The sequence below is a fragment of the Neorhizobium galegae genome (genome assembly GCF_017877055.1).
Taxonomy (GTDB): domain Bacteria; phylum Pseudomonadota; class Alphaproteobacteria; order Rhizobiales; family Rhizobiaceae; genus Neorhizobium; species Neorhizobium galegae_D.
Map to the genome: position 1 here is coordinate 1,411,743 of NZ_JAGIPG010000002.1, position 21,355 is coordinate 1,433,097.

A 21,355-nucleotide genomic window follows, 5' to 3' on the forward strand; every position below is an offset into this window, starting at 1 on the left:
GAATTAAATTGATGCGCTGCAAATCACGCTTTTTGCGGACGTCAGCTTGCAATATAGAAAAGCCATGAACGTTGCGACCCCGATCACCGCGAAAACCCCAATCGCCCCAGAAAAGTCCGGCCACAATTCCGTCGGACACACCGTCTGTCCGCACGACTGTCCCTCGGCCTGTGCGCTGGACATAGATCTCACCGCCGACGGCAGGATCGGCCGGGTGCGCGGGGCTGCGGACAATACCTACACGGCCGGCGTCATCTGCGCCAAGGTCGCCCGCTATACCGAACGGCTCTACCATCCCGGCCGGCTGATGTTTCCAAAGCGCCGCGCAGGCGCCAAGGGCGAGGGGAACTGGCAGGAGATTTCCTGGGAGGCCGCGCTCGACGAGATCGCCGATGCCTTCGTCAAGGCCGAGGCGAGGCATGGTTCGGAGGCGGTCTGGCCCTATTTCTATGCCGGCACGATGGGCCAGGTGCAGCGCGATTCGATCGAGCGCCTGCGGCACGCGAAAAAATACTCCGGCTTCTTCGGTACGATCTGCACCAACATGGCCTGGACCGGTTATGTGATGGGTACCGGTGCCCTGCGCGGTCCCGACCCGCGCGAGATGGCGAAGTCCGATTGCGTCGTCATCTGGGGCACGAATGCCGTCTCCACCCAGGTCAACGTGATGACCCATGCGGTGAAGGCCCGCAAGGAACGCGGCGCAAAAATCGTCGTCATTGACATCTACGACAACCCGACGATGAAACAGGCCGACATGGCGCTGACCGTGCGCCCCGGCACGGATGCCGCGCTTGCCTGCGCCGTCATGCATATCGCCTTCCGAGATGGTTACGCCGATCGCGCCTACATGGCGAAATATGCTGATGATCCACTCGGCCTCGAAGAACATCTGAGGACGAAGACGCCGGAATGGGCCTCCGCCATTACCGGGCTATCCATTGAGGAAATCGAGGCTTTCGCACGCCTCGTCGGTGCGACGAAAAGGACGTTCTTCCGGCTGGGCTACGGCTTCGCCCGTCAGCGCAACGGCACGGTCGCCATGCACGCGGCGCTGTCGATCGCCACCGTACTCGGCTCCTGGCAATACGAGGGCGGCGGCGCCTTCCACAACAATGGCGAGATTTTCCGGCTCAACAAGTCTGAACTGATGGGCACGGCCTACGCCGATCCGGATATCCGCCAGCTCGACCAGTCGCAGATTGGCCGGGTGCTGACCGGCGATGCGGAAGCGCTGCGGGGCCGCGGGCCGGTGACGGCGCTGTTGATCCAGAACACCAACCCGATGAACGTGGCGCCGGAACAGCGCCTCGTCCGCCAGGGTTTTTTGCGCGACGACCTGTTCGTCGCGGTGCACGAGCAGTTCATGACCGACACGGCCGAGGTCGCCGATATCGTCCTGCCGGCCACCATGTTCGTCGAGCATGACGACCTCTACCGCGCCGGCGGCCAGCAGCATATCCTGCTCGGCCCGAAGCTCGTCGAGCCGCCGTCAACGGTGCGCACCAATCTCTTCGTCATCGAGGAACTGGCCAAACGCCTCGGCGTGGCTCATTTCCCCGGCTTCGGCCTCGACGAACGCCAGCATATAGACCGCATCCTGAAGGCCAGCCACTGGGGCGCCTACGAGGATCTGGCGCGTGACAAATGGATCGACGCGCAGCCGGATTTCGAAACCGCGCATTACATAAAGGGCTTCGGATACCCGGACGGAAAGTTCCGCTTCAGGCCGGACTGGGCGAACGGCCCATCACCGGACAAGCCGCCGAAAAATGTCGGGCCGCTGGGACCGATCGCCGAACTGCCGGTATTCCCGGACCAAGTCGACGTCATCGAAGTGGCGGACGAAGCACACCCGTTCCGGCTGGCGACCTCGCCGGCCCGCAGCTTCCTCAATTCGTCCTTCACCGAGACGAAAAGCTCCTACGAGCGGGAAGGGAGGCCGGAGGTGATGATCGAGCCGACCGATGCCCAACGCCTCGGCATCGTTGACGGCGATATCGTCCGGCTTGGCAATGCGCGTGGCGAAATCCGCCTGCATGCGAGGCTGGTGGCCGGCGCAAGGCCGGGCGTGCTGATCGCCGAGGGGCTGTGGCCGAACCACAAGCATCTCGACGGCGAGGGCATCAACGTGCTGACAGGCGCCGACGCCGTGGCGCCCTATGGCGGCGCCGCCTTCCACGACAACAAGGTATGGCTTCGCAAGGAATTCGCATGACCGGGCAGAATGATCGGGTGAAGATCGCCAGCGAAAAGACGCTGTCGGACGGTTGGACGCGGCTTTCGAACTACGAGATCGATTACACCGATCGCGGCGGCGAGACGCATCGCCTGCACCGGGAAATCTACCATAAGTCCGAGGCTGCCTGCATCCTTCTCCACGATGCCAGGCGCGACACGGTCGTGCTGGTGAAGCAGTTTCGACTGCCCGCCTATCTCTCCGGGAAGCCGGCCTGGATGATTGAGGTACCCGCCGGTTTGCTTGACGAGGATCATCCCGAGGATGCGATCCGAAGGGAAGCAATGGAGGAAACCGGTTACCGTTTGCGGGATGTGCGGTCTCTCTTCAAGGCATTCATGTCCCCGGGGGCGATCACCGAGCTTGTGCATTTCTTCTATGCTCCGATCGACCTCGCCGACCGGGTTAACGGCGGCGGCGGCTTGGTCGAGGAGCACGAGGATATCGAGGTCCTGGAATTGCCGCTCGACGAGGCGGTGGCGATGATCGGTTCCGGCGACATTATCGACGCCAAGACGATCATGATGCTGCAATGGGCGGCGATCAATCGGGCATCGCTCGCAACCTGAAAGCGGAAACGTCAAAATTATCTGCTCGCCTGTTGTTTCAGCCGCCGTTTGATTGTGACTTGACCTGGTGCTGCGCCGATTTCACATGATTGTCACGAATGGCGGCTAAGCGCTGCCTCTTGATAATCATCCTTATATGGTCAGGAGAAAGCCATGTGGCTCGGCAATTTCACCCTCGTTCTGCCGAACGAGGTGGTGAACTCAGGTTCTGTGCGGATTGAAGATGGCATGATCGCCGAAATCCGCGCCGAACAGGTCGCAGGCGCCGTGATCGACGGTGGCGGGCGGCTGCTGATGCCGGGCTTCGTCGATCTGCATGGCGACATGATCGAGCGGGAGATCGCGCCGCGGCCGAACGCCCAGATGCCGATCGATTTCGGCATCCACGAACTCGACAAGAAGCTGGCCGCGGCCGGCGTCACCACGGCCTATGCCGCCGTTTCCTTCGCCACCGAGAGCGTCTATGGCCATGTCCGCTCGCTGGAGACGACCTCGGCGATCATCGAAGGCATCAACCGCCTGCGCGACAACCTGCTGATCGATCACCGCGTCCATGCCCGCTACGAGATCACCAATATCGGCGCTGCCCCGACACTCGAACGGCTGCTGAGGACCGACGAGATCGACATGGTCTCCTTGACCGACCACACGCCGGGCCAGGGCCAGTACAACAACATCGCCGCCTATGTCGCCAGCATTTCCGAACGCAGGGCGATTTCGGAGGAAATGGCCGCAGAGATCGTCCAGAAGCGCATCGCCATGCGCGACAACCCGCAGATCGAGGTGAAGCTGAAGGAAATCGTTTCGCTCTCCTTGCAACACGGCCTGTCGCTCGCCTCCCATGACGACGACAGCGTCGAAAAGGTCGCTGAAATGTTCGATCTCGGCGTCACCATCAGCGAATTCCCGGTGACGCTGCCGGCCGCCGAAGAAGCCCGCCGTCGCGGTCTCTGGACGCTGATGGGTGCCCCGAACGCGCTGCGCGGCCAGTCCATGTCCGGCAATCTCAGCGCCCTCGACGCCGCCAGGGCCGGCCTGCTGACGGTGATTGCCGCCGATTACCACCCGGCCGCTTTTGTGCCCGGCGTCTTCAAGCTCGCGGACGTATCCGAAGGTGGCCTGCCGGCGGCCGTCGCCATGGCGACCGGCAATGCTGCACGTTCCGCCGGACTGACCGACCGTGGAGAGATCGCCATCGGCCAGCGCGCCGACCTGGTTGCGGTGGAAAAGGGCGACGTGCACCGCATCCGCGCCACCTTCCGCGCCGGCCGCTTCGTCTACAGCGACGGCACGCTGCACCCGCTGCGGGCGCTGGCGGCGTAAAGTTAAGCCAGCAGCGGTACGCCTTCTTGTGCCGCTGCGTCGATCAACTGTCGATCGAGCGTCGCCAGCGGCAAGTCCATCTCGACTGCAAGCGCGAAATAGGCGGCGTCATAAGCGGTTAGCTTGTGACGTTCCGCAAGCTCAAGGATGACATCGTCGCCCGGCGACGGGCGTGTCCCGATGCTGAGCTGACGCAACAGGCTGATACCCTCGCGGACCGCCTCGAAATCGATGCGCTTGCGTCTGCGCGCCATCATGAGGACGTTGCGCACCTCATGCCAGAGAATATCCGGAGCGATGGCGTTCGCGGTTTGCAGCTTCTCGAAGGCCGCCGAGACGACCGGCGAATTTTCATCAGGCAGAACCCAGCCGCATACGACCGACGCATCGACGACAAAATCAGCCATCAGCGTCTGCCGATTGCCTTCCATTCAGCGATTTCTTCCTGGGTGATCTTCGGCATCCTTGCCCGAAAGGCGAGGATTTCCTCCATCGCCTTTTTGCGCCGCTCGGCATCGCCGTCAGTGACCGGGGCAATTCTTGCCACCGGAACGTCGCCGCGCGCAAGGATGATCTCTTCGCCGGCTTCCACCTTTGCCAGCAGTTCTGCAAGATTGGCGTCGCTGATATTCACCGTGATCGTCATGTCCGGGCTCCCGTAGACTGGCGGCAATGATGACCGCAGTTGCGGTTGCGGTCAATTACGGCAGCTCGGGTGAGATCAGCCTTGCCGCGTCATCCGCCGGAGGGCCCTCGAAGACCGCTTTCCCACTCTCCATCCTTACCCGACCTTCCGCCAGAAGCTTCAGCGCCAGTGGGTAGAGCCTGTGCTCGACGGTCAGAACGCGGCCGGCCAGGGTCTCGGGGGTGTCGTCTGCCAGCACCGGGACGGCGCCTTGGGCGACGATCGGGCCTTCGTCCATGCCTTCGGTGACGAAATGCACGGTGCAGCCGGCGATCTTCACGCCGGCTTCGATGGCGCGTTCATGGGTGTGGAGGCCAGGGAAGAGCGGCAGTAGGGCAGGGTGGATGTTGAGGATGCGGCCTTCGTAACGGCTGATGAATTCGGCGGAGAAAAGCCGCATGTAGCCGGCGAGGCAGAGAATGTCCGGCTGGACCTCGTCGAGGGCTGCGAGGATCGCCGCCTCGTGTTCGGCCTTGCCGGGAAAACCCTTGCGTTCGAAGACGAAGGTTTTGATGCCGCGCGCCTGCGCCTTCTCGATGCCGCCCGCCGAGGGCTTGTCGGAGAAGACCGCGACGATTTCCGCCGGGAAATCCGGTGCGACGCAGGCATCGGCGAGCGCCAGCATGTTGGAGCCTCCGCCGGAAATGAATACGGCGACGCGCTTTCGGCGCGCCGTTTCGGCCGTAGGCGTGCTCATAGGCCGAGCGTGCCCTGGTAGATCACGCCGGCAGCGCCTTCGGAACGTTCGACCATGCGGCCGAGCGGCACGACGATCTCGCCTTCATTGGTCAGGATATTGGCGACGGCCTGGGCGTTTTCCGGCGCGACCACGACGATCATGCCTATGCCGCAGTTGAAAGTGCGGAGCATTTCCTTCGCCTCGACACCGCCGGTTTTGGCGAGCCACGAGAAGACGGGCGGCACGGGAATGCCGTCGAGATCAACTTCTGCCGCGAGGTGCTTCGGCAGCACGCGCGGAATATTCTCCGGGAAACCGCCGCCGGTGATGTGGGCGAGCGCCTTGAGGGCGCCGGTCTCGCGGATCGCCTTCAGCAGCGGCTTCACGTAGATGCGGGTCGGCGTCAGGAGTGCCTCACCCAGAGTCATGCCCTCGCGGAAGGGGGCGGGCGCATCCCATTCGAGGCCCGAGAGTGTCACGATCTTGCGAACCAGCGAAAAGCCGTTCGAATGGACGCCGGAGGAGGTGAGGCCGAGGATGACGTCGCCGGCAGCGATATCGCCGACCGGCAGCAGCTGGCCGCGTTCGGCGGCACCGACTGCAAAGCCCGCCAGGTCGTAGTCGCCGTCGGAATACATGCCGGGCATTTCGGCGGTCTCGCCGCCGATCAGCGCGCAGCCCGCCTCGCGGCAGCCGGCAGCAATGCCTGAAACGATCGCCGCACCCTGGTCCGGGTCGAGCTTGCCGGTCGCGAAATAGTCGAGGAAGAGCAGCGGTTCGGCGCCCTGGACGACCAGATCGTTGACGCACATGGCGACGAGATCGATGCCGACCGTGTCGTGGAAATTGGCGTCGATAGCGATCTTCAGCTTGGTGCCGACGCCGTCATTGGCGGCAACCAGGATGGGATCGGTGAAGCCTGCGGCCTTGAGATCGAAGAGCCCGCCGAAACCGCCGATTTCGCCGTCTGCGCCGGGGCGGCGGGTGGAGCGCACCGCCGGCTTGATCTTCTCGACCATGAGGTTGCCCGCGTCGATATCGACGCCGGCATCGCTATAGGTGAGACCGTTCTTGCCCGCCTCGCTCATCGTTCATCTCCAATGATCGTTGTAGCGGCCCGCAATTGCACGACATGGCGCCGGATGCAAGCGTTGGACGCGGTTTTGAAGGCTTTTCACAGGTCTTGCTGCACCGCTTCCAAACCCTTGACCTGGGTCAAGGGCTTCCCTATCCCTTTTTTCGCCCGGGCAATTCAGAGGAAGCGGCGATGGCATATCATATCAGCGGCGCGAGCCTGAAGCGCTACGTCTTCTTCTGGGTCGGCGTTCTCATCGTCTTCATCGTCTTCCTGTGGTTCTTCCGCTCGATCCTTCTCCCCTTCGTGGCGGGCATGGCACTCGCCTATTTTCTCGATCCGGTGGCCGACTGGCTGGAACGACGGGGCTTGAGCCGTCTGATGGCGACGGTGGTGATCCTCGTCTGTTTCGTGCTGGTTTTCGCGCTCTCGCTGATGCTGGTGATCCCGATCATCATCAACCAGTTCACCGAGTTCGCCGCCGCGTTGCCGGGCTATATTTCCCAGCTGCAGCAGATCATATCGAGCCCGGAAAGCTCGTTCCTGCCGCATTGGATCAGCGCCCAGATCGAGACGGTCAAGCAGAACTTTTCCGAAGTGCTGAGCCAGGGCGCCGGTTTCGTCGGTTCGCTGCTGACCCAGATCTGGAATTCCGGCAAGGCGATCATCGACGTCGTGTCGCTGCTGATCGTCACGCCCGTCGTCGCCTTCTATATCCTGCTCGACTGGGACCGCATGGTTGCCAAGGTGGACAGCTGGGTGCCGCGCGACCAGGTGGCGACGGTGCGCGAGATCGCCCGGGAAATGGATGAATCGGTCGCCGGTTTCATTCGCGGCCAGGGCTCGCTCTGCCTCATTCTCGGCATCTTCTATGCAGTCGGCCTGTCGGTGGTCGGGCTCAATTTCGGGCTTCTGATCGGCTTCGTCGCCGGCATGATCAGCTTCATCCCCTATATCGGTTCGCTGATCGGCCTGGTGCTCTCGGTCGGTGTGGCGCTGGTGCAATTCTGGCCGGATTATCCATGGATTCTCGCCGTCGCCGGCGTCTTCTTCGTCGGCCAGTTCATCGAGGGCAATATCCTGCAGCCGAAGCTGGTCGGCGAAAGCGTCGGCCTGCATCCGGTCTGGCTGATGTTCGCGCTGTTCGCCTTCGGCGCGATATTCGGCTTCGTCGGCCTGCTGATCGCCGTGCCGGCCGCCGCCGTGGTCGGCGTGCTTGTTCGTTTCGTGCTGGCGCGGTATCTTGACAGCGATATCTATTTCGGGCGAGCGGCGTCGCTTCCCTGGGAAGAGGCCGAGCGGCCGCACGTGCTGGAACACGGCGAAAATGCTGGGCAGATAACCGCCCCGAACGATCCTCACGCGAATGACTCTCAGAAGAGCATTTGAAAGACCAATGACCGAGACGAGCGAGCGCGAGCGGCGCAGACAAGAACAGTTGCCGTTGCAATTCACCCATGATGCGGCGAGAACCCGGGATGACCTCCTGGTGTCCGAACGGCTGGCTGCGGCGGTGGCGATCGTCGACGAATGGCCGGCATGGCCGTCGCCGGTCGTCGTGCTGGCAGGCCCCGTGGGGTCGGGAAAATCGCATCTGGCGCATATCTGGCGGGAAAAGGCAGGCGCCGCCGACATCCATCCCGTTGCCGGCTCGAATGCCGAAGCCCTTGCCGCCGCAGGACCGGTCCTGTTCGAGGATGCCGAACGCCGCGGTTTTGACGAAACCGAACTTTTCCACGTCATCAACAGCGTGCGCGAGAATGGTCATAGCCTTTTGATGACTTCGCGCCTCTGGCCGGTCTCCTGGGGTGTCAGCCTGCCGGACCTCAAATCCCGGCTGAAGGCAGCCACCGTCGTGGAAATCGGCGAGCCGGACGAGGACCTGCTGGCGCAGGTGATCGTCAAGCTGTTCGCCGACCGCCAGCTTTATATCGACGACAAGCTGGTCGGCTACATCGTCAACCGGATGGAGCGGTCGCTCGGCGCGGCGCAGACGATCGTCGAGCGGCTGGACCGCCTGGCGCTGGCGCGGGGGACACGGATCACCCGCCCCTTGGCGGCCGAAGTGCTGAATGATTTTGGGAATTCCGGAACCGGCGCCGGCTCTGACGATTGACTGTGACAGTTCCCTCGTCAAACTGTAATCAGCCCTTAGGGTTAGCATTGGCCAAGGGTCAGCATGGGATGGATGAGATGGATTCGATCACGACGGAAGCGCGCGAGCCCGGCCTGGAGGCGGCCAATACCGACCTCGACCTGATGACCAGCCCGGACCGGTTCATCAATCGTGAGTTCTCCTGGCTGCAGTTCAACCGCCGCGTCCTCGAGGAAACGCTGAACACCGCCCATCCGCTTCTGGAGCGGGTACGTTTCCTGTCGATCTCGGCGGCCAATCTCGACGAATTCTTCATGGTGCGCGTCGCCGGCCTCGAAGGCCAGGTGCGGCAGGGCATCGTCATCCGATCACCCGATGGCAAGACGCCGGCCGAACAGCTCGACAACATCCTGCAGGAGATCGATAACCTGCAGATGGAGCAGCAGGCCTCGCTAGCCGTGCTGCAGCAATATCTCGCCAAGGAAGATATCCTGATCGTCCGACCCGCGGCCCTGTCCGCCGAGGATCGCAACTGGCTGGCGAACTCCTTCGACGACGAACTTTTCCCGGTCCTGACGCCGCTGTCGATCGACCCGGCCCATCCGTTCCCGTTCATCCCGAACCTCGGCTTCTCGATGGGCCTGCAGCTGCACAGCAAGCACGGCAAGGAGCCGATGACCGGCCTGTTGCGCCTGCCCACCACGCTCGACCGCTTCATCCGTCTGCCGGACCTCAATTCGGCGATCCGCTACATCACCCTGGAAGATGTGGTCGGCATGTTCACCGACCGGCTCTTCCCCGGTTACGAGGTAAAGGGCGCCGGCACGTTCCGCATCATCCGCGACAGCGATATCGAAGTTGAGGAAGAGGCCGAAGACCTGGTGCGCTTCTTCGAGACGGCGCTGAAGCGCCGCCGCCGCGGCAAGGTCATCCGCATCGAGACCGATTCGGAAATGCCGGCGTCGCTGCGCCAGTTCGTGGTGCAGGAACTCGGCGTGCCGGACAATCGCGTCGCGGTTCTGCCGGGCCTTCTGGCGCTCAACACCATGTCGGAGATCACCAAGGCGCCGCGCGACGACCTGCGCTTCGAGACCCACAATGCCCGATTTCCCGAGCGGGTCCGCGAACACGCCGGCGACTGCCTTGCAGCCATCCGCGAAAAGGACATGGTGGTCCATCATCCGTACGAATCTTTTGACGTGGTTGTGCAGTTCCTTCTGCAGGCGGCGCGCGACCCGGACGTGCTCGCCATCAAGCAGACCCTCTACCGCACCTCGAACGACAGCCCGATCGTCCGGGCGCTGATCGACGCGGCCGAAATGGGCAAGTCGGTGACGGCGCTGGTCGAGCTCAAGGCCCGATTCGACGAAGAAGCCAACATCCGCTGGGCGCGCGACCTGGAGCGCGCCGGCGTGCAGGTGGTCTTCGGCTTCATCGAATTGAAGACGCATGCCAAGATGTCGATGGTGGTGCGCCGCGAGGACGGCAAGCTCAGGACCTATTGCCATCTCGGCACCGGCAACTACCACCCGATCACCGCCAAGATCTACACGGACCTGTCCTTCTTCACCTGCAACCCGAAGATCGCCCACGACATGGCGAACATCTTCAACTTCATCACCGGTTACGGCGAGCCGGCCGAGAGCATGAAACTGGCGGTCTCGCCCTATACGCTTCGGCCGCGCATCCTGCGCCATATCGAGGAAGAGATCTGCCACGCCCAGGAAGGCAAGCCGGCGGCAATCTGGATGAAGATGAATTCGCTGGTCGATCCGGAGATTATCGACGCGCTCTATCGCGCCAGCCGCGCCGGCGTGGAGATCGATCTCGTGGTGCGCGGCATCTGCTGCCTGCGTCCGAGGGTGGCCGGCCTCTCCGACAACATCCGCGTCAAGTCGATCGTCGGCCGCTTCCTGGAACACAGCCGCATCTTCTGCTTCGGCAACGGTTTCGGCCTGCCGTCCGACAAGGCGCTCGTCTATATCGGTTCGGCCGACATGATGCCGCGCAACCTCGATCGCCGGGTCGAAACGCTGGTGCCGCTCCTCAATCCGACCGTGCACGAGCAGGTTTTATCCCAGATCATGCTGGGCAACCTGATTGACAACCAGCAGAGCTACGAGATATTGGCCGACGGCACGTCGCGGCGCATGGAAGTTCGCAAGGGCGAGGAACCTTTTAACGCGCAGCACTATTTCATGACCAATCCGAGCCTCTCGGGGCGCGGTGAAGCCCTGAAGTCGAGTGCTCCGAAACTTATCGCCGGCCTTGTGTCGGGACGCAAGAAATAGGCAATATGGTACGATCAGAAGCCCAGGGGCGCCTTCCGGGGATCGCTCCTGTCTCCGTCATCGACATCGGCTCCAACTCCGTCCGTGTCGTCATCTACGAAGGCCTGTCCCGCGCGCCGACCGTCCTCTTCAACGAGAAGGTTTTGTGCGGCCTCGGCAAGGGGCTGGGTTCGAACGGCCGCATGGACGACGAGGGTGTCGAACGCGCCCTGGCGTCGCTGAAGCGGTTCCGGGCGCTCTCCAGACAGGCCCAGGCAACCGAAGTCTACGTGCTGGCGACCGCCGCCGCCCGCGAAGCGTCGAACGGTCCGGATTTCATCCGCCAGGCGGAAGAGATCCTCGGGCAGGAAATCCAGCTTTTGTCGGGCGAGGAAGAGGCGCGCTATTCGGCGCTTGGCGTCATCAGCGGCTTCCATGACGCGGACGGCATTGCCGGCGACCTCGGCGGCGGTTCGCTGGAACTGATCGACATCAAGGGCACGGAATTCGGCAAGGGCATCACCCTGCCGCTCGGCGGCCTGAGGCTCTCGGAATCCTCCGGCAATTCGCTTTCCAAGGCGCGCACCTTCGCCCGCAAGCAGCTCAATACGGCGCGGTTCCTGGAAAACGGCGCCGGCCGCACCTTCTATGCCGTCGGCGGCACGTGGCGAAACATCGCCAAGCTGCACATGGAAATGAGCAAGTATCCGCTGCACATGATGCAGGGTTACGAGCTGTCTTTCGAGGATATGCAGAAATTCCTTGACGAGGTGATTGCCGCCAAGGACAGCAAGGATCCCGCCTGGCAGGCCGTCTCGAAGAGTCGCCGTTCGCTGCTGCCCTTCGGCGCCATCGCCATGCAGGAAGTCCTGGCGGTGATGAAGCCCGCCAGAGTGAGCTTTTCGGCGCAGGGCGTTCGCGAAGGCTATCTCTATTCGCTGCTTTCCGACGAAGAGAAGGCAGGCGATCCGCTGCTGGTCGCTGCCGACCAGCTCGCCATCCTGCGCGCCCGCTCGCCCGAACACGCCCGCGAGCTCGCAGACTGGACCGGCCGCATGGTGCCGGCTTTCGGGATCAACGAAACGGAAGAGGAAAGCCGCTATCGCCAGGCTGCCTGCCTGCTTGCTGATATCAGCTGGCGCGCCCATCCGGATTATCGCGGCCTCCAGGCCCTGAACCTGATCGCCCACTCCTCCTTCGTCGGCATCACCCATGCCGGCCGCGCCTATCTGGCGCTCGCCAACTACTACCGCTTCGAAGGCCTGCACGACGACGGCGCGACCGGGCCGCTGGCGACGATCGCCACACCCCGTCTGCTCGATCTCGCAAAGCTGCTCGGCGGGCTGCTCCGGGTCGTCTACCTGTTCTCGGCCTCGATGCCGGGCCTCGTCCACAACCTGACCTTCCGCCCGTCCTCCGAGCCGGACCTCGACCTTGAATTCGTCGTCCCCTCCGCCTACCGCGATTTCGCCGGCGAGCGGCTGGACGGCCGTCTGCAGCAGCTGGCGAGGCTGACGGGCAAGCGGCTGGCGTTCAGGTTCGAGTAGGAGCTCCGGTCGTGCGATGACTCACGCCCCCTGTGTCTCCATCCACACTTGCAATTAGTATATTGGCAAGTGCTGATCTTGAATCTATCATAGGTTGAATGACGAGCGCTGTTGTTGCTGTTGGCTTGAGGGGGCTGGAACATGGCAGAGGCAGGCATCGAAAACGGGAACGACGAAGCAGTCGCTTCCAAACCCAAAGGCCTAAAACCGGAAAACAACTTTCCCGAGCGTTATATTATACTTGGCATTGGGGTTGGTTTGTTCCTCGTGCTGCTGGGCACAGGCATTCTCCTATTCGGAAAAAACCAGGTCGCTTCGTCCTTGACGATATGTGTCGGCTTTGGCCTCGTTCTTGCGGCGTTCGGCGCCAAGATCGCCGGCAGCTGGGCTGGTTGGTCGGTCACCGGCGCGGGCGCAATGACCGTGCTCCTGTTTATAGTGCTCCAGCAATACACGCCTGTCGATGAGCCAGAATTGATGAAGGGGGAAATCGGCGGTGATTTTTCACGGGTTGCAGAGATTAGGATCATCGACGAAGAGCCGATGTACATCTACCGGGACACGCAGGTAAGGCGCATCAAGTTTCTCGGCGTTGGAAAATCACTTAAAAGTACCCGGATACGCATGCAGGTCGATACGACTGAAAAGGAGGCAGGGAAGGAATTCTTCGAACTGACCGGTGACACCGAGACGATCCGGGGCGCTTTCTCACAGGGCAAGCCGGTGCAGTGGAAATTCGACTACAAGGCGCGCCAGGTGAAGGACGGATCGGTCGTCATTCTCTCTGAACTGGATGGGATCGATCCTGTTCGTTCCGCCGATCTGGACATTCCGAGAGCGGGCATTCCTGTGGTGGGGAACTGGTGGAGCCTGAATGCATTCGCACAGGAACCGCTTCCCGGCGGCGATCCGGACCGGATCAGGGCTGCGCTTGAGGGACTGCGTGCCGAAGACACCTACGTGCGCCGGAATTCGCGCGACCTTCTCGCCTCGGCAGGAGAAAGCGCGGTACCCATCCTGATGGCGGCCTTACGCGGATCGGAGGAGGATTATCGCATAAAGCTGGGTGTCATTTATGCACTTGCCGAAATGCTGCGGTCAGATCCGAAACAGGCTCCCGCCATTTCGGCTCAATTGCAGGCGGAGGATTTCCCGTTTCTGGTGCGGGCTGCGGCAGATCAGGACAGGACCATCCGCTACCAAGCGGCCGAGTTTCTTTACATGCTGCAAGACCGGCGCGCCGTCCAGCCCAGCATTGACGCTGCAAAGGAGGCCACGGATGAAGGCGTTGCGAACAACCAAATCCTCATTCTGCGTCAATCGGGCAGCTATCTGCCTTCGTCTCAGAAGGACGATATTGTCAGGCAGTTGAACGATCCGTCCGGCAATCTCAATAAAACTTTCAAGGATCCGTCGTCGCTCAATCGAATTCTCAAATGGTAGAGCAGCGACAGAGGGCAAATTGAATCCTACGAGTACATACGGTTTCACCTGCAGACCCAAAAGGGCATCCGCGGCTGCGGATGCCCTTTGTATTGAGCGTAGGCCGTAAGACGAGTTTACTTCGCGCCTAAAAACTCACCCACCTCGAGCACGCTGAACTCGTTGTTGTCGGCCTTGTCGACGGCGCGGCCGGCGGAGAAGGGCAGGTTGTTGTCGTTGCCGATGATGATGTGGGTGGCGTCGATCACGTCGACATTCTCGATCGTCACGAACGGCATGTCGTAGACGCCGGCGACGCTGCCGGCCTTCTTCTTGTTGTCCGGGTCCTGGATGTTCATCAGATCGATATAGCCGATCTTGCGGACCGCCTTGCCGACATTGGCGTCGGTCATTTCGATCTTGTAGACACGCTTGTGCTTGGCAGGCGCGTTGAAGCAGGTCGGCTCCGGCTTTGCCGGGTCGGCGCAGGGCTTGTCGGCGGTGCCGGCGCCGTTGTCGCGCTCGATGACGAGAGCGGTGGTCGCGTCGATCATGTTGAAATCGCCGATCGCTTCGCCGCCCTTGGAGAGCGGGTAAAGCCAGGAGCGGCCGGTCCACTTCTTGGAGGCGACGTCGAACTCGATGACGCGCAGCGCCGTCAGCCCGTCTGCGTCTTCAACCTTGCCGTCGTCCTTGTAGAGCGGGCCTTCGAGCAGGCCGTAGAGCTTGGCCCCGTCCTTGGACATGGCAAGACCTTCATAACCACCGGAACGCTTCACGTTGAAGACCGGTGCCTTGGCAGCCGGGTTGGCCTGCAGCTGGACGAGCGGGCTGTCGGGAGACGTGACAGGCTTGCCGTCCACGAGCGTCGATACGACGTCGGTCAGGCGGCCCTGCATGTCGACCTTGATGAGGGAGGGGCCGAACTCGTCGCCGAGCCAGAAGCCGTCGGCGACCGGCTGGATCGATTCGATGTCGAAATCGGCGCCGGTAAGGTAGCGCGTTTCCGAAGCTTCCGTGACGATCGGGAACGGCGCGATCTTGTTCGGGTCCGAGAGGAAGACGTTCTTGACGACTTCAGCCTTGTTGGCGGCCCAGTCGAACTTCATCTGGTGCAGGAAGAGCATGGCGTCGGCGGAATTGGTCTTGCCGCCGAAACCGTTGTCCGACAGCGTCCAGAAGGTGCCGTCGGCCATGGTCTTGATGCCGGAGAAACCCTGGACCGGCTGGCCGTCGAGCGGCAGCTTGACGTCGGTGACGCGCGCGCCGTCCTTGCTCGGCAGGGTGCCGAGGGCTTCGGTGCGCTTGCGGTCGGCAGTGGTGAACTTGCCGGAGGTCTTGAGGAATGCCGGCGCATCGGCCGGAGCCGCGACGACCGTATTGGCGGGCAGGATCGCCTGGCCGGTGAGCTTGGCCGGGAAAACCTTGTCGTCAGCGGAAGCGGAGCCGCCGATCAGCGCGGCGAGCGCGCCAATCACTACGGGGGAAGCAAGCGGAAAGCGAGTCATGGGATCACCTGTTGGTTGGCGTGTCGAAGACGCAAACCGGTTAAGGCGAGTGCATGACGGTGAGGTGATGGAAGATTGACGCTTCGATGAAGCTTTGATGACGGTAATTTCACAAACATCAGGGGAACTTAGGCGCTCCTGCGAAGCGCCATCCAGCGGCCCGGCGTCATGCCGAACGTCTTCTTGAAATGACGGGTGAAATGCGCCTGGTCGGCAAACCCCGTATCGGCTGCGATCTCCGCCAGGCTGCCACCTTGCGACAGCAGGATCTTCGCTCGGTCGAGCCGGCGCATGACGAGATAGCGGTGCGGGCTGGTACCCAGAAGCTTCCGGAATTGCCTGGCGGTCGTATAACGGTCGAAGCCGCTCACCTCTTCGAGTTCTTCGGAAGAGACCGTCCGGTCCGTGTTCGCCTGCAGGTAATCGCGGCAGCGCCGCACCGCCTCTTGCGCGCGCGGCGTGCTCGCCGCACCGCCCTTGCCGTCCGCATGGCGCCAGAGGCTGGTGGCCATGCGGGCGATCAGGTCGTCGAGCAACAGGTCCTGCGGCTCGGCTTCGAGATCGTCCAACGCTTCGGTCAGGCACTGCCGGAATTGCGCATCCGCGATGATGGGATCGGGCACGAAGGGCAGGCCGCGTGAACCGCCGGCCGCCTCGATCAGCCGTTCCGGTGGCAGGTAGAGCATGCGATAGCGCAGGCCGGCATCGGTGCCGGCAGCACCGTCATGCACCTCGTCCGGATGCAGCACGATGACGTTGCCGGGCAGGCTGGCGCGTGCGGAGCCCCGATACTGGAAGGTCTGGACGCCCGACAGCGTAACGCCGAGCGCGTATGTGTCGTGGCGATGCGGCTCGAAACCGTTGCCATGGAAGCGAACCTCGATCCGCTCGATGCCGCGCGACGAAGGGGCCTGGACGATGCCGTCAGATGTGTCTGCGGCGTTGCACGAACGTTCAAGACCCGCGGCATCAGCTGCCGTTATCTCGTCAGCTCTCGCATAACCTTCGACGGAGTTGTTCTTCATGTTCGATACCAAGATCGCGATCGTGCTTCGCGATGACCTTGCCCCCTGGCAGGAGCTCAATGTGACCGCCTTCCTGACCAGCGGCATCATCGCGCAAAATCCCGCGATCATCGGTGAACCATATCGGGATGGGGCGGGTCATGTCTACAATCCGATGAGCATCCAGCCGATCGTGGTGCTGACCGCCGACCAGGAGACGCTGCGTGCCATCCACCGGCGCTCGCTGGAACGCGAAGTGACGACCTCGGCCTATATCGAGGAAATGTTCTCGACCGGCCATGATGCGGCCAACCGCGAGGTGTTTGCGCAATTCTCGCCGGAGGATGCGAAACTGGTGGGCATCGCGATCAGGACTGAGAAGAAGATCGTCGACAAGATCACCAAAGGCTCGAAAATGCATGCCTGACGGCGAGGAACGCAGTCCTCGGAATGACCCAGAGCGCGGCGATCGGCGTGGTCGAGGCCACGACATAAGTGGCGATGCTGAGGAGCAGGTAGTTTAGCCAGGCGACCTGCTTCGCCGTCATCAGGCCCGGCAGGGCGACGAGCAGGTTGGCGGCGCAGATCACCCGGATGGACGGGCGGATCCAGACCGACGAGAAGGCTCCCAGCAACGCTGCCTCCGTGAGGAAGATGAGAAGCAGTGACAGGAGGGCGGCGATCACCACCAGTAGGAGGGAGGAGGGAAGCCTCGTTCCGTGGTTCATACTTCGAGCACCAGGATGGTGAAGCTCGCCATCCAACGTTCGGTCTTGGAATCGCAGGCGGCGGGGGGCCTGGCGCTTGTCACAAAATGCCGGGCAAGCGATTGGGGCATAACCCTTAAAGCTCCACAGCCTCGACCTTCTTGTTGACGAAGCGCAGGGCCACGCCGCCGCTGATTAGTTTGAGTGCGGTTTCGCCGAAGAGGTCGCGGCGCCAGCCGGAGAGGGCGCCGACATTGGCTGCCTCGCCCTCGGCGGCGATCTTTTCGAGATCGTCGGTATTGGCGATGATCTTGGCGGCGACGCCCTGCTTGTCGGAGATCAGCTTCAGGAGGACCTTGAGCAGTTCGACGGCGGCGGCGGTGCCTTCGGGGACATGCACGTGTTTCGGCGCATGCGGCATCTCGGCCTTCGGCAGGGCAAGCGCGGCGTTGACCGCTTCGATGATAGCGGTGCCGGAGGCGGAGCGTTCCCAGCCCTTCGGGATGGTGCGCAGCCGCGACATGGCTTCCACGTCCTTCGGCTGCTGCTGGGCGATCTCGTAGATCGCATCGTCCTTCAGCACGCGCGAGCGCGGCACATTGCGGCTGCGGGCTTCTCGCTCGCGCCACGCGGCGACGAATTTGAGGACGGCGAGCTCGGTCGGCTTGCGCAGGCGCGACTTGAGGCGCTGCCAGGCGTCGTCCGGATGCAGGTCATAGGTGCCGGGCGATTCCAGCACGGCCATTTCCTCGGTCAGCCACAGGGCGCGGCCTTCGCGTTCGAGCTGGGTCTTGAGGAAGAGATAGACGTCGCGCAGATGGGTGACGTCGGCCAGCGCATATTCGAGCTGCTTGTCGGAAAGCGGCCGGCGGCTCCAGTCGGTGAAGCGCGAGGACTTGTCGATATGGACGTCCTTGATGCGGCTGACGAGCTGGTCGTAGGAGACCGAATCCCCGAAACCACAGACCATGGCGGCGACCTGGGTGTCGAAGATCGGATGCGGCACCAGATTGCCGAGGTGGTGGATGATTTCGATATCCTGGCGGGCGGCGTGAAACACCTTGGTGACGGCGGGATTGGCCATCAGCTCGAAGAAGGGTTTCAGGCTCAGCCCCTTGGCGAGCGGATCGATGAGAACTTCGACCGTCGGGCTCGCCATCTGGATGAGGCACAGCTCAGGCCAGAAGGTCGTTTCCCTGAGGAACTCGGTGTCGATGGTGATGAAGTCCGATTGGGCCAGCTGGATGCAGGCTTCTTCGAGTGCGGCGGTCGTCTGGATCATCGTTTCATTCACGTGAGGGTGATCAACCTTCCTTCTCCTTCCCGCCGCATATGTCAATACGCAACGCTGTTTAACCTTTACTCGCGCTCGTCTTTATCGGGCGGGCCGGCGAGCCTGTTGAAATAGGCCGATGTCCGAAGCAACGAGCGGAAACGCCAGGTGCGCTCCGACGGGGGCACCGGGGCACGCACCCGCATGCGTCGGAGCGTGAAGATCATGAAGCCCAGGAAGATGAACGAGGTATAGGCGAAAAAGGCGCGCGGTCCGAGGTATTGCAGGAGAACCGAGGCGAGCAGCGGCCCGACCGTCGCGCCCACGGACCAGTAGAACAGCAGGCCTGCCGAGACCAGCGCGTGCTCGCCCGGCTTGGCGTAGTCATTGCCATGCGCCGAGCACAGCGAATAGAGCGGCATCGAAAAGGCACCGAACAGGAAGACGCTGACGATATTGGCAGTCTCGCTGGCGCCGGCCCCGAAGGAGAGATAGACGCCGGTTATGATCGAGCCGATCGTCGTCCACAGGATGACGCGGCGCCGGTCTAGCCGGTCGGAATAGAGGCCCAGCGGATATTGCAGCACCACGCCGCCGATGATGCCGGCGCTCATGAAGGTGGCGATCGAGGTGATGCTCATACCGATCTCTTTCGCATAGATCGGTCCGATGTTGCGGAAGGCCGCCATCGACAGGCCGACCGAAATGACACCGACGACTGCGAGCGGCGAAATCCGCCACACGGCCTTGAGGTCGAAGGCGATCGTTTCCGGCGGCGCCGGGCTCGATTTGTCGGCGATAGAGATCGGCACCAGCGACAGGATCAGCGCGATGGCGATAATGTTGAAGATGACCGGCCCTTCGATGCCGACCGTCGGGATGATGTATTGCGCCACCGTTACCGAGCCGAGGTCGACGAAACGGTAGACGGAGAGCGTGCGCGCCCGGTTGGCATTGGTGACCTTGGCGTTGATCCAGCTCTCGACCGTTGCAAACAGGCTGGCGACGGCAATACCGATCACGAAGCGCATCGCGAACCAGAAGACCGGGTCGATGATCATCGACATGCCGATCGAGGCTGAAGCCGTGACCGCTGCCATCGCCGAGAAGGTGCGGATATGGCCGATCTGGCGGAGCAGTCGCGTCACATACATGCAGCCGAAGGCGAAGCCGATGCTGTAGCCGGCGCCGATCATGCCGATGGTCGAGGGTGAAAAACCTTCGGCCGAGCCACGCAGCGCGATGTAGGTGCCCTGCAACCCGTTGCCGCCGATCAGGATGCCTGCGGTGACGAGGAGGGGGATCAGCGGACGGATATGGCTCATGGGTGCCGCAGGGGAAGAGAATCGCTGTCGGAGATGACAATGCGTTTCTATCGCGTCAGCGATGTCCAATACAGCTCATAAACGACCTTGCCCGGTCCTCTCGTGCGGGAGTTTGTGCCTGGATGCAGAAGCCCCGCGGACGGGGCTTCTGCCAAGGTGGTGCTAAACCTGTCGGCCAAGCTTGGGCAGGATGAGGTCATCGACGCCATAGGTATGGAACTCGAACGTGGAGACTTCGTCGAGCTTGCGGAACTTTTCGCGGAAGACCGGATCGGAGAAGAAATCGTCGACGTTGCCGGCATCGCGGATGGCTTCGATATTCACCACGGTCTTGCCGTCCGTGCTTTTGGCGAGGTTGCTCCAGAGGAAGCCTTCCTTCCGTTCCGCGACGTAATGAACGACATCCTGAATGATGCGGAAGGCTTCTTCCTGCTTGCCGGGATGAGCGTGGATGACGTTGACGATGAAAGTGGTCGGTTCCGGCGTTGCGGAGAAGCCGGCGGTTAGAAGCGTATCCATCAGTGAGGTCCTTTCAGTCGGGAAGCGGTCTTTTGGCCGCGCCGACTGGATATCGACGTGATGATCACAGATAAATAATCCGCTATTCGCAACAGTGCGGATACAAATTCCGCAATTGGAGTGATGATGGACAGGTTGGGAACGCTCGACATCTTCGTTCAGGCGGCGGAGGGTGGCAGTTTCGTCGCCGCCGCCAGGCGGCTCGGGATATCGAGTTCCGCCGTGGGCAAGGCGGTGGCGAGGCTGGAGCAGGAGATGGGCGTGCGCCTCTTCCACCGATCCACGCGCAGCATGACTCTGACGGAGGAGGGCAGTTATTTTCTGGATACGTGCCGGCGTATCCTGTCCGAACTGGATGTGGCGCAATCGGAGCTGTCGCGGCTGCGGGCGGCCCCCCGGGGCATACTGCGCGTCAGCCTGCCGTTGGTCGGCATGCTCCTGATGCCGACCATCTCGGCATTCATGCGCGCCTATCCCGAAATCACCATGGATCTGGATTTTACCGATCGCCTGGTCGACGTGATCGAAGAGGGGTTCGACGCGGTCGTCCGCACCGGCGAGGTACGGGACACACGATTGATGAGCCGCAAGCTCGGTTCGTTTCGCCATCGAATTGTCGCTTCTCCCGGCTATGTCCAGGCGTGGGGGCGGCCCGAGGTGCCATCCGACCTTCTGGATCACCGATGCCTGCACCATCGCTATCCGAGTACCGGCAGGCTCGAGCCCTGGCCGCTCGCCGTTGAAGATGGCAATGCGCGCCTGGTCCTGCCGGTCGCCGTCACCGCCAGCACGCTTGAGCCGATCATCGATCTTGCCGAGGAAGGTTTTGGCATCGCCTGCCTGCCTCCCTTCGTCATCAGGCCACAGCTTGATGACGGACTCCTCGTCACCCTGCTGGATGACCACATCGTCCAGACGGGAACCTTCCGCGTGCTCTGGCCTACCGGCCGCTTCCTGTCGCCAAAAATCCGCGCGTTTGTGGATTTCATGGCGGATAATCTGGTTGTGGACGGCGCCGCGGCCGCGCCGCTCACGGCAGGCTCTGCTGCCAAGCCTTGACAAACGGGGCGGGCCATGCGCTTTTCCCGCCGATTTTCCATAAAGCCGGCAGGCCT

The 21,355-nt window shown here is 62.4% G+C and carries 20 protein-coding genes; 10 read left to right on the forward strand and 10 right to left on the reverse strand.

The genetic code is table 11. The features are described from left to right. Positions 1-64 precede the first annotated feature (64 nt). From J2857_RS17360 to J2857_RS17370, 3 genes are all read left to right on the forward strand, one after another. Complete coding sequence (locus tag J2857_RS17360) at positions 65-2,218, forward strand: molybdopterin-containing oxidoreductase family protein (protein ID WP_245363395.1); 2,154 nt, start codon at positions 65-67, stop codon at positions 2,216-2,218. Next, positions 2,215-2,808: an NUDIX domain-containing protein gene (locus tag J2857_RS17365; RefSeq protein WP_210011326.1), complete on the forward strand. Its 594-nt coding sequence runs from the start codon at positions 2,215-2,217 to the stop codon at positions 2,806-2,808. Before J2857_RS17360 ends, J2857_RS17365 begins: the two co-directional genes overlap by 4 nt. 153 nt (positions 2,809-2,961) lie before the next feature. After that, complete coding sequence (locus J2857_RS17370) at positions 2,962-4,131, forward strand: alpha-D-ribose 1-methylphosphonate 5-triphosphate diphosphatase (protein WP_210011327.1); 1,170 nt, start codon at positions 2,962-2,964, stop codon at positions 4,129-4,131. A gap of 2 nt (positions 4,132-4,133) precedes the next feature. On the opposite strand, the gene J2857_RS17375 is transcribed toward J2857_RS17370, so the two are convergent. From J2857_RS17375 to purM, 4 genes are read right to left on the reverse strand one after another with little or no spacing between them, the layout of a single operon-like run. Continuing rightward, the gene (locus J2857_RS17375) at positions 4,134-4,538 is read right to left on the reverse strand and encodes a type II toxin-antitoxin system VapC family toxin (protein ID WP_210011328.1); all 405 of its coding nucleotides are present in this window, start codon (positions 4,536-4,538) and stop codon (positions 4,134-4,136) included. Beyond that, a complete protein-coding gene (locus J2857_RS17380; protein WP_210011329.1) occupies positions 4,538-4,777 on the reverse strand; it encodes a type II toxin-antitoxin system Phd/YefM family antitoxin in 240 nt (79 codons plus the stop codon). The genes J2857_RS17375 and J2857_RS17380 overlap by 1 nt, the downstream gene beginning before the upstream one ends. Positions 4,778-4,832: 55 nt before the next feature. After that, the gene (gene purN, locus J2857_RS17385) at positions 4,833-5,513 is read right to left on the reverse strand and encodes a phosphoribosylglycinamide formyltransferase (protein WP_210011330.1); all 681 of its coding nucleotides are present in this window, start codon (positions 5,511-5,513) and stop codon (positions 4,833-4,835) included. Beyond that, positions 5,510-6,583 (reverse strand): phosphoribosylformylglycinamidine cyclo-ligase, encoded by a 1,074-nt coding sequence (purM, locus tag J2857_RS17390; RefSeq protein WP_210011331.1) that lies wholly within the window; start codon positions 6,581-6,583, stop codon positions 5,510-5,512. The genes purN and purM overlap by 4 nt, the downstream gene beginning before the upstream one ends. 179 nt (positions 6,584-6,762) lie before the next feature. Between purM and J2857_RS17395 the strand changes: the two genes are divergently transcribed. The 5 genes from J2857_RS17395 (at position 6,763) to J2857_RS17415 (ending at position 13,925) form a co-directional block, all read left to right on the forward strand. After that, positions 6,763-7,959, forward strand: a complete 1,197-nt coding sequence (locus tag J2857_RS17395; protein ID WP_210011332.1) for an AI-2E family transporter — start codon at positions 6,763-6,765, stop codon at positions 7,957-7,959. Positions 7,960-7,966: 7 nt separating this feature from the next. Next, positions 7,967-8,686, forward strand: a complete 720-nt coding sequence (gene hdaA, locus J2857_RS17400; protein ID WP_210011333.1) for a DnaA regulatory inactivator HdaA — start codon at positions 7,967-7,969, stop codon at positions 8,684-8,686. A 68-nt stretch (positions 8,687-8,754) separates the two neighbouring features. Then, on the forward strand, positions 8,755-10,956 hold the full coding sequence (locus J2857_RS17405) for an RNA degradosome polyphosphate kinase (RefSeq protein WP_373426734.1): 2,202 nt from the start codon (positions 8,755-8,757) through the stop codon (positions 10,954-10,956). 5 nt (positions 10,957-10,961) lie between these two features. Continuing rightward, positions 10,962-12,482: an exopolyphosphatase gene (gene ppx, locus J2857_RS17410; protein ID WP_210011335.1), complete on the forward strand. Its 1,521-nt coding sequence runs from the start codon at positions 10,962-10,964 to the stop codon at positions 12,480-12,482. A 141-nt stretch (positions 12,483-12,623) separates the two neighbouring features. Further along, complete coding sequence (locus J2857_RS17415; RefSeq protein WP_210011336.1) at positions 12,624-13,925, forward strand: HEAT repeat domain-containing protein; 1,302 nt, start codon at positions 12,624-12,626, stop codon at positions 13,923-13,925. 116 nt (positions 13,926-14,041) lie between these two features. Here J2857_RS17415 and J2857_RS17420 read toward each other — a convergent pair whose 3' ends face one another. Then, positions 14,042-15,412, reverse strand: a complete 1,371-nt coding sequence (locus tag J2857_RS17420; protein ID WP_210011337.1) for an esterase-like activity of phytase family protein — start codon at positions 15,410-15,412, stop codon at positions 14,042-14,044. Positions 15,413-15,540: 128 nt separating this feature from the next. Beyond that, on the reverse strand, positions 15,541-16,437 hold the full coding sequence (locus tag J2857_RS17425) for an AraC family transcriptional regulator (protein ID WP_245363397.1): 897 nt from the start codon (positions 16,435-16,437) through the stop codon (positions 15,541-15,543). Here J2857_RS17425 and J2857_RS17430 point away from each other — a divergent pair. Further along, the gene (locus tag J2857_RS17430; protein ID WP_210011338.1) at positions 16,436-16,843 is read left to right on the forward strand and encodes a DUF2000 family protein; all 408 of its coding nucleotides are present in this window, start codon (positions 16,436-16,438) and stop codon (positions 16,841-16,843) included. The genes J2857_RS17425 and J2857_RS17430 overlap by 2 nt on opposite strands. Here J2857_RS17430 and J2857_RS17435 read toward each other — a convergent pair. The 4 genes from J2857_RS17435 to J2857_RS17450 form a co-directional block, all read right to left on the reverse strand. Beyond that, positions 16,815-17,144, reverse strand: a complete 330-nt coding sequence (locus J2857_RS17435; RefSeq protein WP_210011339.1) for a hypothetical protein — start codon at positions 17,142-17,144, stop codon at positions 16,815-16,817. The two genes, J2857_RS17430 and J2857_RS17435, sit on opposite strands and share 29 nt — an antisense overlap. Positions 17,145-17,259: 115 nt before the next feature. Next, positions 17,260-18,405: a ribonuclease D gene (gene rnd, locus J2857_RS17440; protein ID WP_210011340.1), complete on the reverse strand. Its 1,146-nt coding sequence runs from the start codon at positions 18,403-18,405 to the stop codon at positions 17,260-17,262. Between the two features lie 77 nt (positions 18,406-18,482). Further along, a complete protein-coding gene (locus J2857_RS17445) occupies positions 18,483-19,721 on the reverse strand; it encodes an MFS transporter (RefSeq protein ID WP_210011341.1) in 1,239 nt (412 codons plus the stop codon). Positions 19,722-19,883: 162 nt separating this feature from the next. After that, the gene (locus J2857_RS17450) at positions 19,884-20,240 is read right to left on the reverse strand and encodes an antibiotic biosynthesis monooxygenase (RefSeq protein ID WP_210011342.1); all 357 of its coding nucleotides are present in this window, start codon (positions 20,238-20,240) and stop codon (positions 19,884-19,886) included. 126 nt (positions 20,241-20,366) lie between these two features. On the opposite strand from J2857_RS17450, the gene J2857_RS17455 reads away from it, so the two are divergent. Continuing rightward, positions 20,367-21,299 (forward strand): LysR family transcriptional regulator, encoded by a 933-nt coding sequence (locus J2857_RS17455; protein ID WP_210011719.1) that lies wholly within the window; start codon positions 20,367-20,369, stop codon positions 21,297-21,299. Positions 21,300-21,355 lie beyond the last annotated feature (56 nt).

What these genes read in the sequence shown, in the direction of transcription:
- J2857_RS17360 (WP_245363395.1), top strand. Translation starts at nt 65, where the DNA reads ATGAACGTTGCGACCCCGATCACCGCGAAAACCCCAATCGCCCCAGAA.
- J2857_RS17365 (WP_210011326.1), top strand. Translation starts at nt 2,215, where the DNA reads ATGACCGGGCAGAATGATCGGGTGAAGATCGCCAGCGAAAAGACGCTG.
- J2857_RS17370 (WP_210011327.1), top strand. Translation starts at nt 2,962, where the DNA reads ATGTGGCTCGGCAATTTCACCCTCGTTCTGCCGAACGAGGTGGTGAAC.
- J2857_RS17375 (WP_210011328.1), bottom strand. Translation starts at nt 4,538, where the DNA reads ATGGCTGATTTTGTCGTCGATGCGTCGGTCGTATGCGGCTGGGTTCTG.
- J2857_RS17380 (WP_210011329.1), bottom strand. Translation starts at nt 4,777, where the DNA reads ATGACGATCACGGTGAATATCAGCGACGCCAATCTTGCAGAACTGCTG.
- purN (WP_210011330.1), bottom strand. Translation starts at nt 5,513, where the DNA reads ATGAGCACGCCTACGGCCGAAACGGCGCGCCGAAAGCGCGTCGCCGTA.
- purM (WP_210011331.1), bottom strand. Translation starts at nt 6,583, where the DNA reads ATGAGCGAGGCGGGCAAGAACGGTCTCACCTATAGCGATGCCGGCGTC.
- J2857_RS17395 (WP_210011332.1), top strand. Translation starts at nt 6,763, where the DNA reads ATGGCATATCATATCAGCGGCGCGAGCCTGAAGCGCTACGTCTTCTTC.
- hdaA (WP_210011333.1), top strand. Translation starts at nt 7,967, where the DNA reads ATGACCGAGACGAGCGAGCGCGAGCGGCGCAGACAAGAACAGTTGCCG.
- J2857_RS17405 (WP_373426734.1), top strand. Translation starts at nt 8,755, where the DNA reads ATGGATGAGATGGATTCGATCACGACGGAAGCGCGCGAGCCCGGCCTG.
- ppx (WP_210011335.1), top strand. Translation starts at nt 10,962, where the DNA reads ATGGTACGATCAGAAGCCCAGGGGCGCCTTCCGGGGATCGCTCCTGTC.
- J2857_RS17415 (WP_210011336.1), top strand. Translation starts at nt 12,624, where the DNA reads ATGGCAGAGGCAGGCATCGAAAACGGGAACGACGAAGCAGTCGCTTCC.
- J2857_RS17420 (WP_210011337.1), bottom strand. Translation starts at nt 15,412, where the DNA reads ATGACTCGCTTTCCGCTTGCTTCCCCCGTAGTGATTGGCGCGCTCGCC.
- J2857_RS17430 (WP_210011338.1), top strand. Translation starts at nt 16,436, where the DNA reads ATGTTCGATACCAAGATCGCGATCGTGCTTCGCGATGACCTTGCCCCC.
- J2857_RS17425 (WP_245363397.1), bottom strand. Translation starts at nt 16,437, where the DNA reads ATGAAGAACAACTCCGTCGAAGGTTATGCGAGAGCTGACGAGATAACG.
- J2857_RS17435 (WP_210011339.1), bottom strand. Translation starts at nt 17,144, where the DNA reads ATGAACCACGGAACGAGGCTTCCCTCCTCCCTCCTACTGGTGGTGATC.
- rnd (WP_210011340.1), bottom strand. Translation starts at nt 18,405, where the DNA reads ATGATCCAGACGACCGCCGCACTCGAAGAAGCCTGCATCCAGCTGGCC.
- J2857_RS17445 (WP_210011341.1), bottom strand. Translation starts at nt 19,721, where the DNA reads ATGAGCCATATCCGTCCGCTGATCCCCCTCCTCGTCACCGCAGGCATC.
- J2857_RS17450 (WP_210011342.1), bottom strand. Translation starts at nt 20,240, where the DNA reads ATGGATACGCTTCTAACCGCCGGCTTCTCCGCAACGCCGGAACCGACC.
- J2857_RS17455 (WP_210011719.1), top strand. Translation starts at nt 20,367, where the DNA reads ATGGACAGGTTGGGAACGCTCGACATCTTCGTTCAGGCGGCGGAGGGT.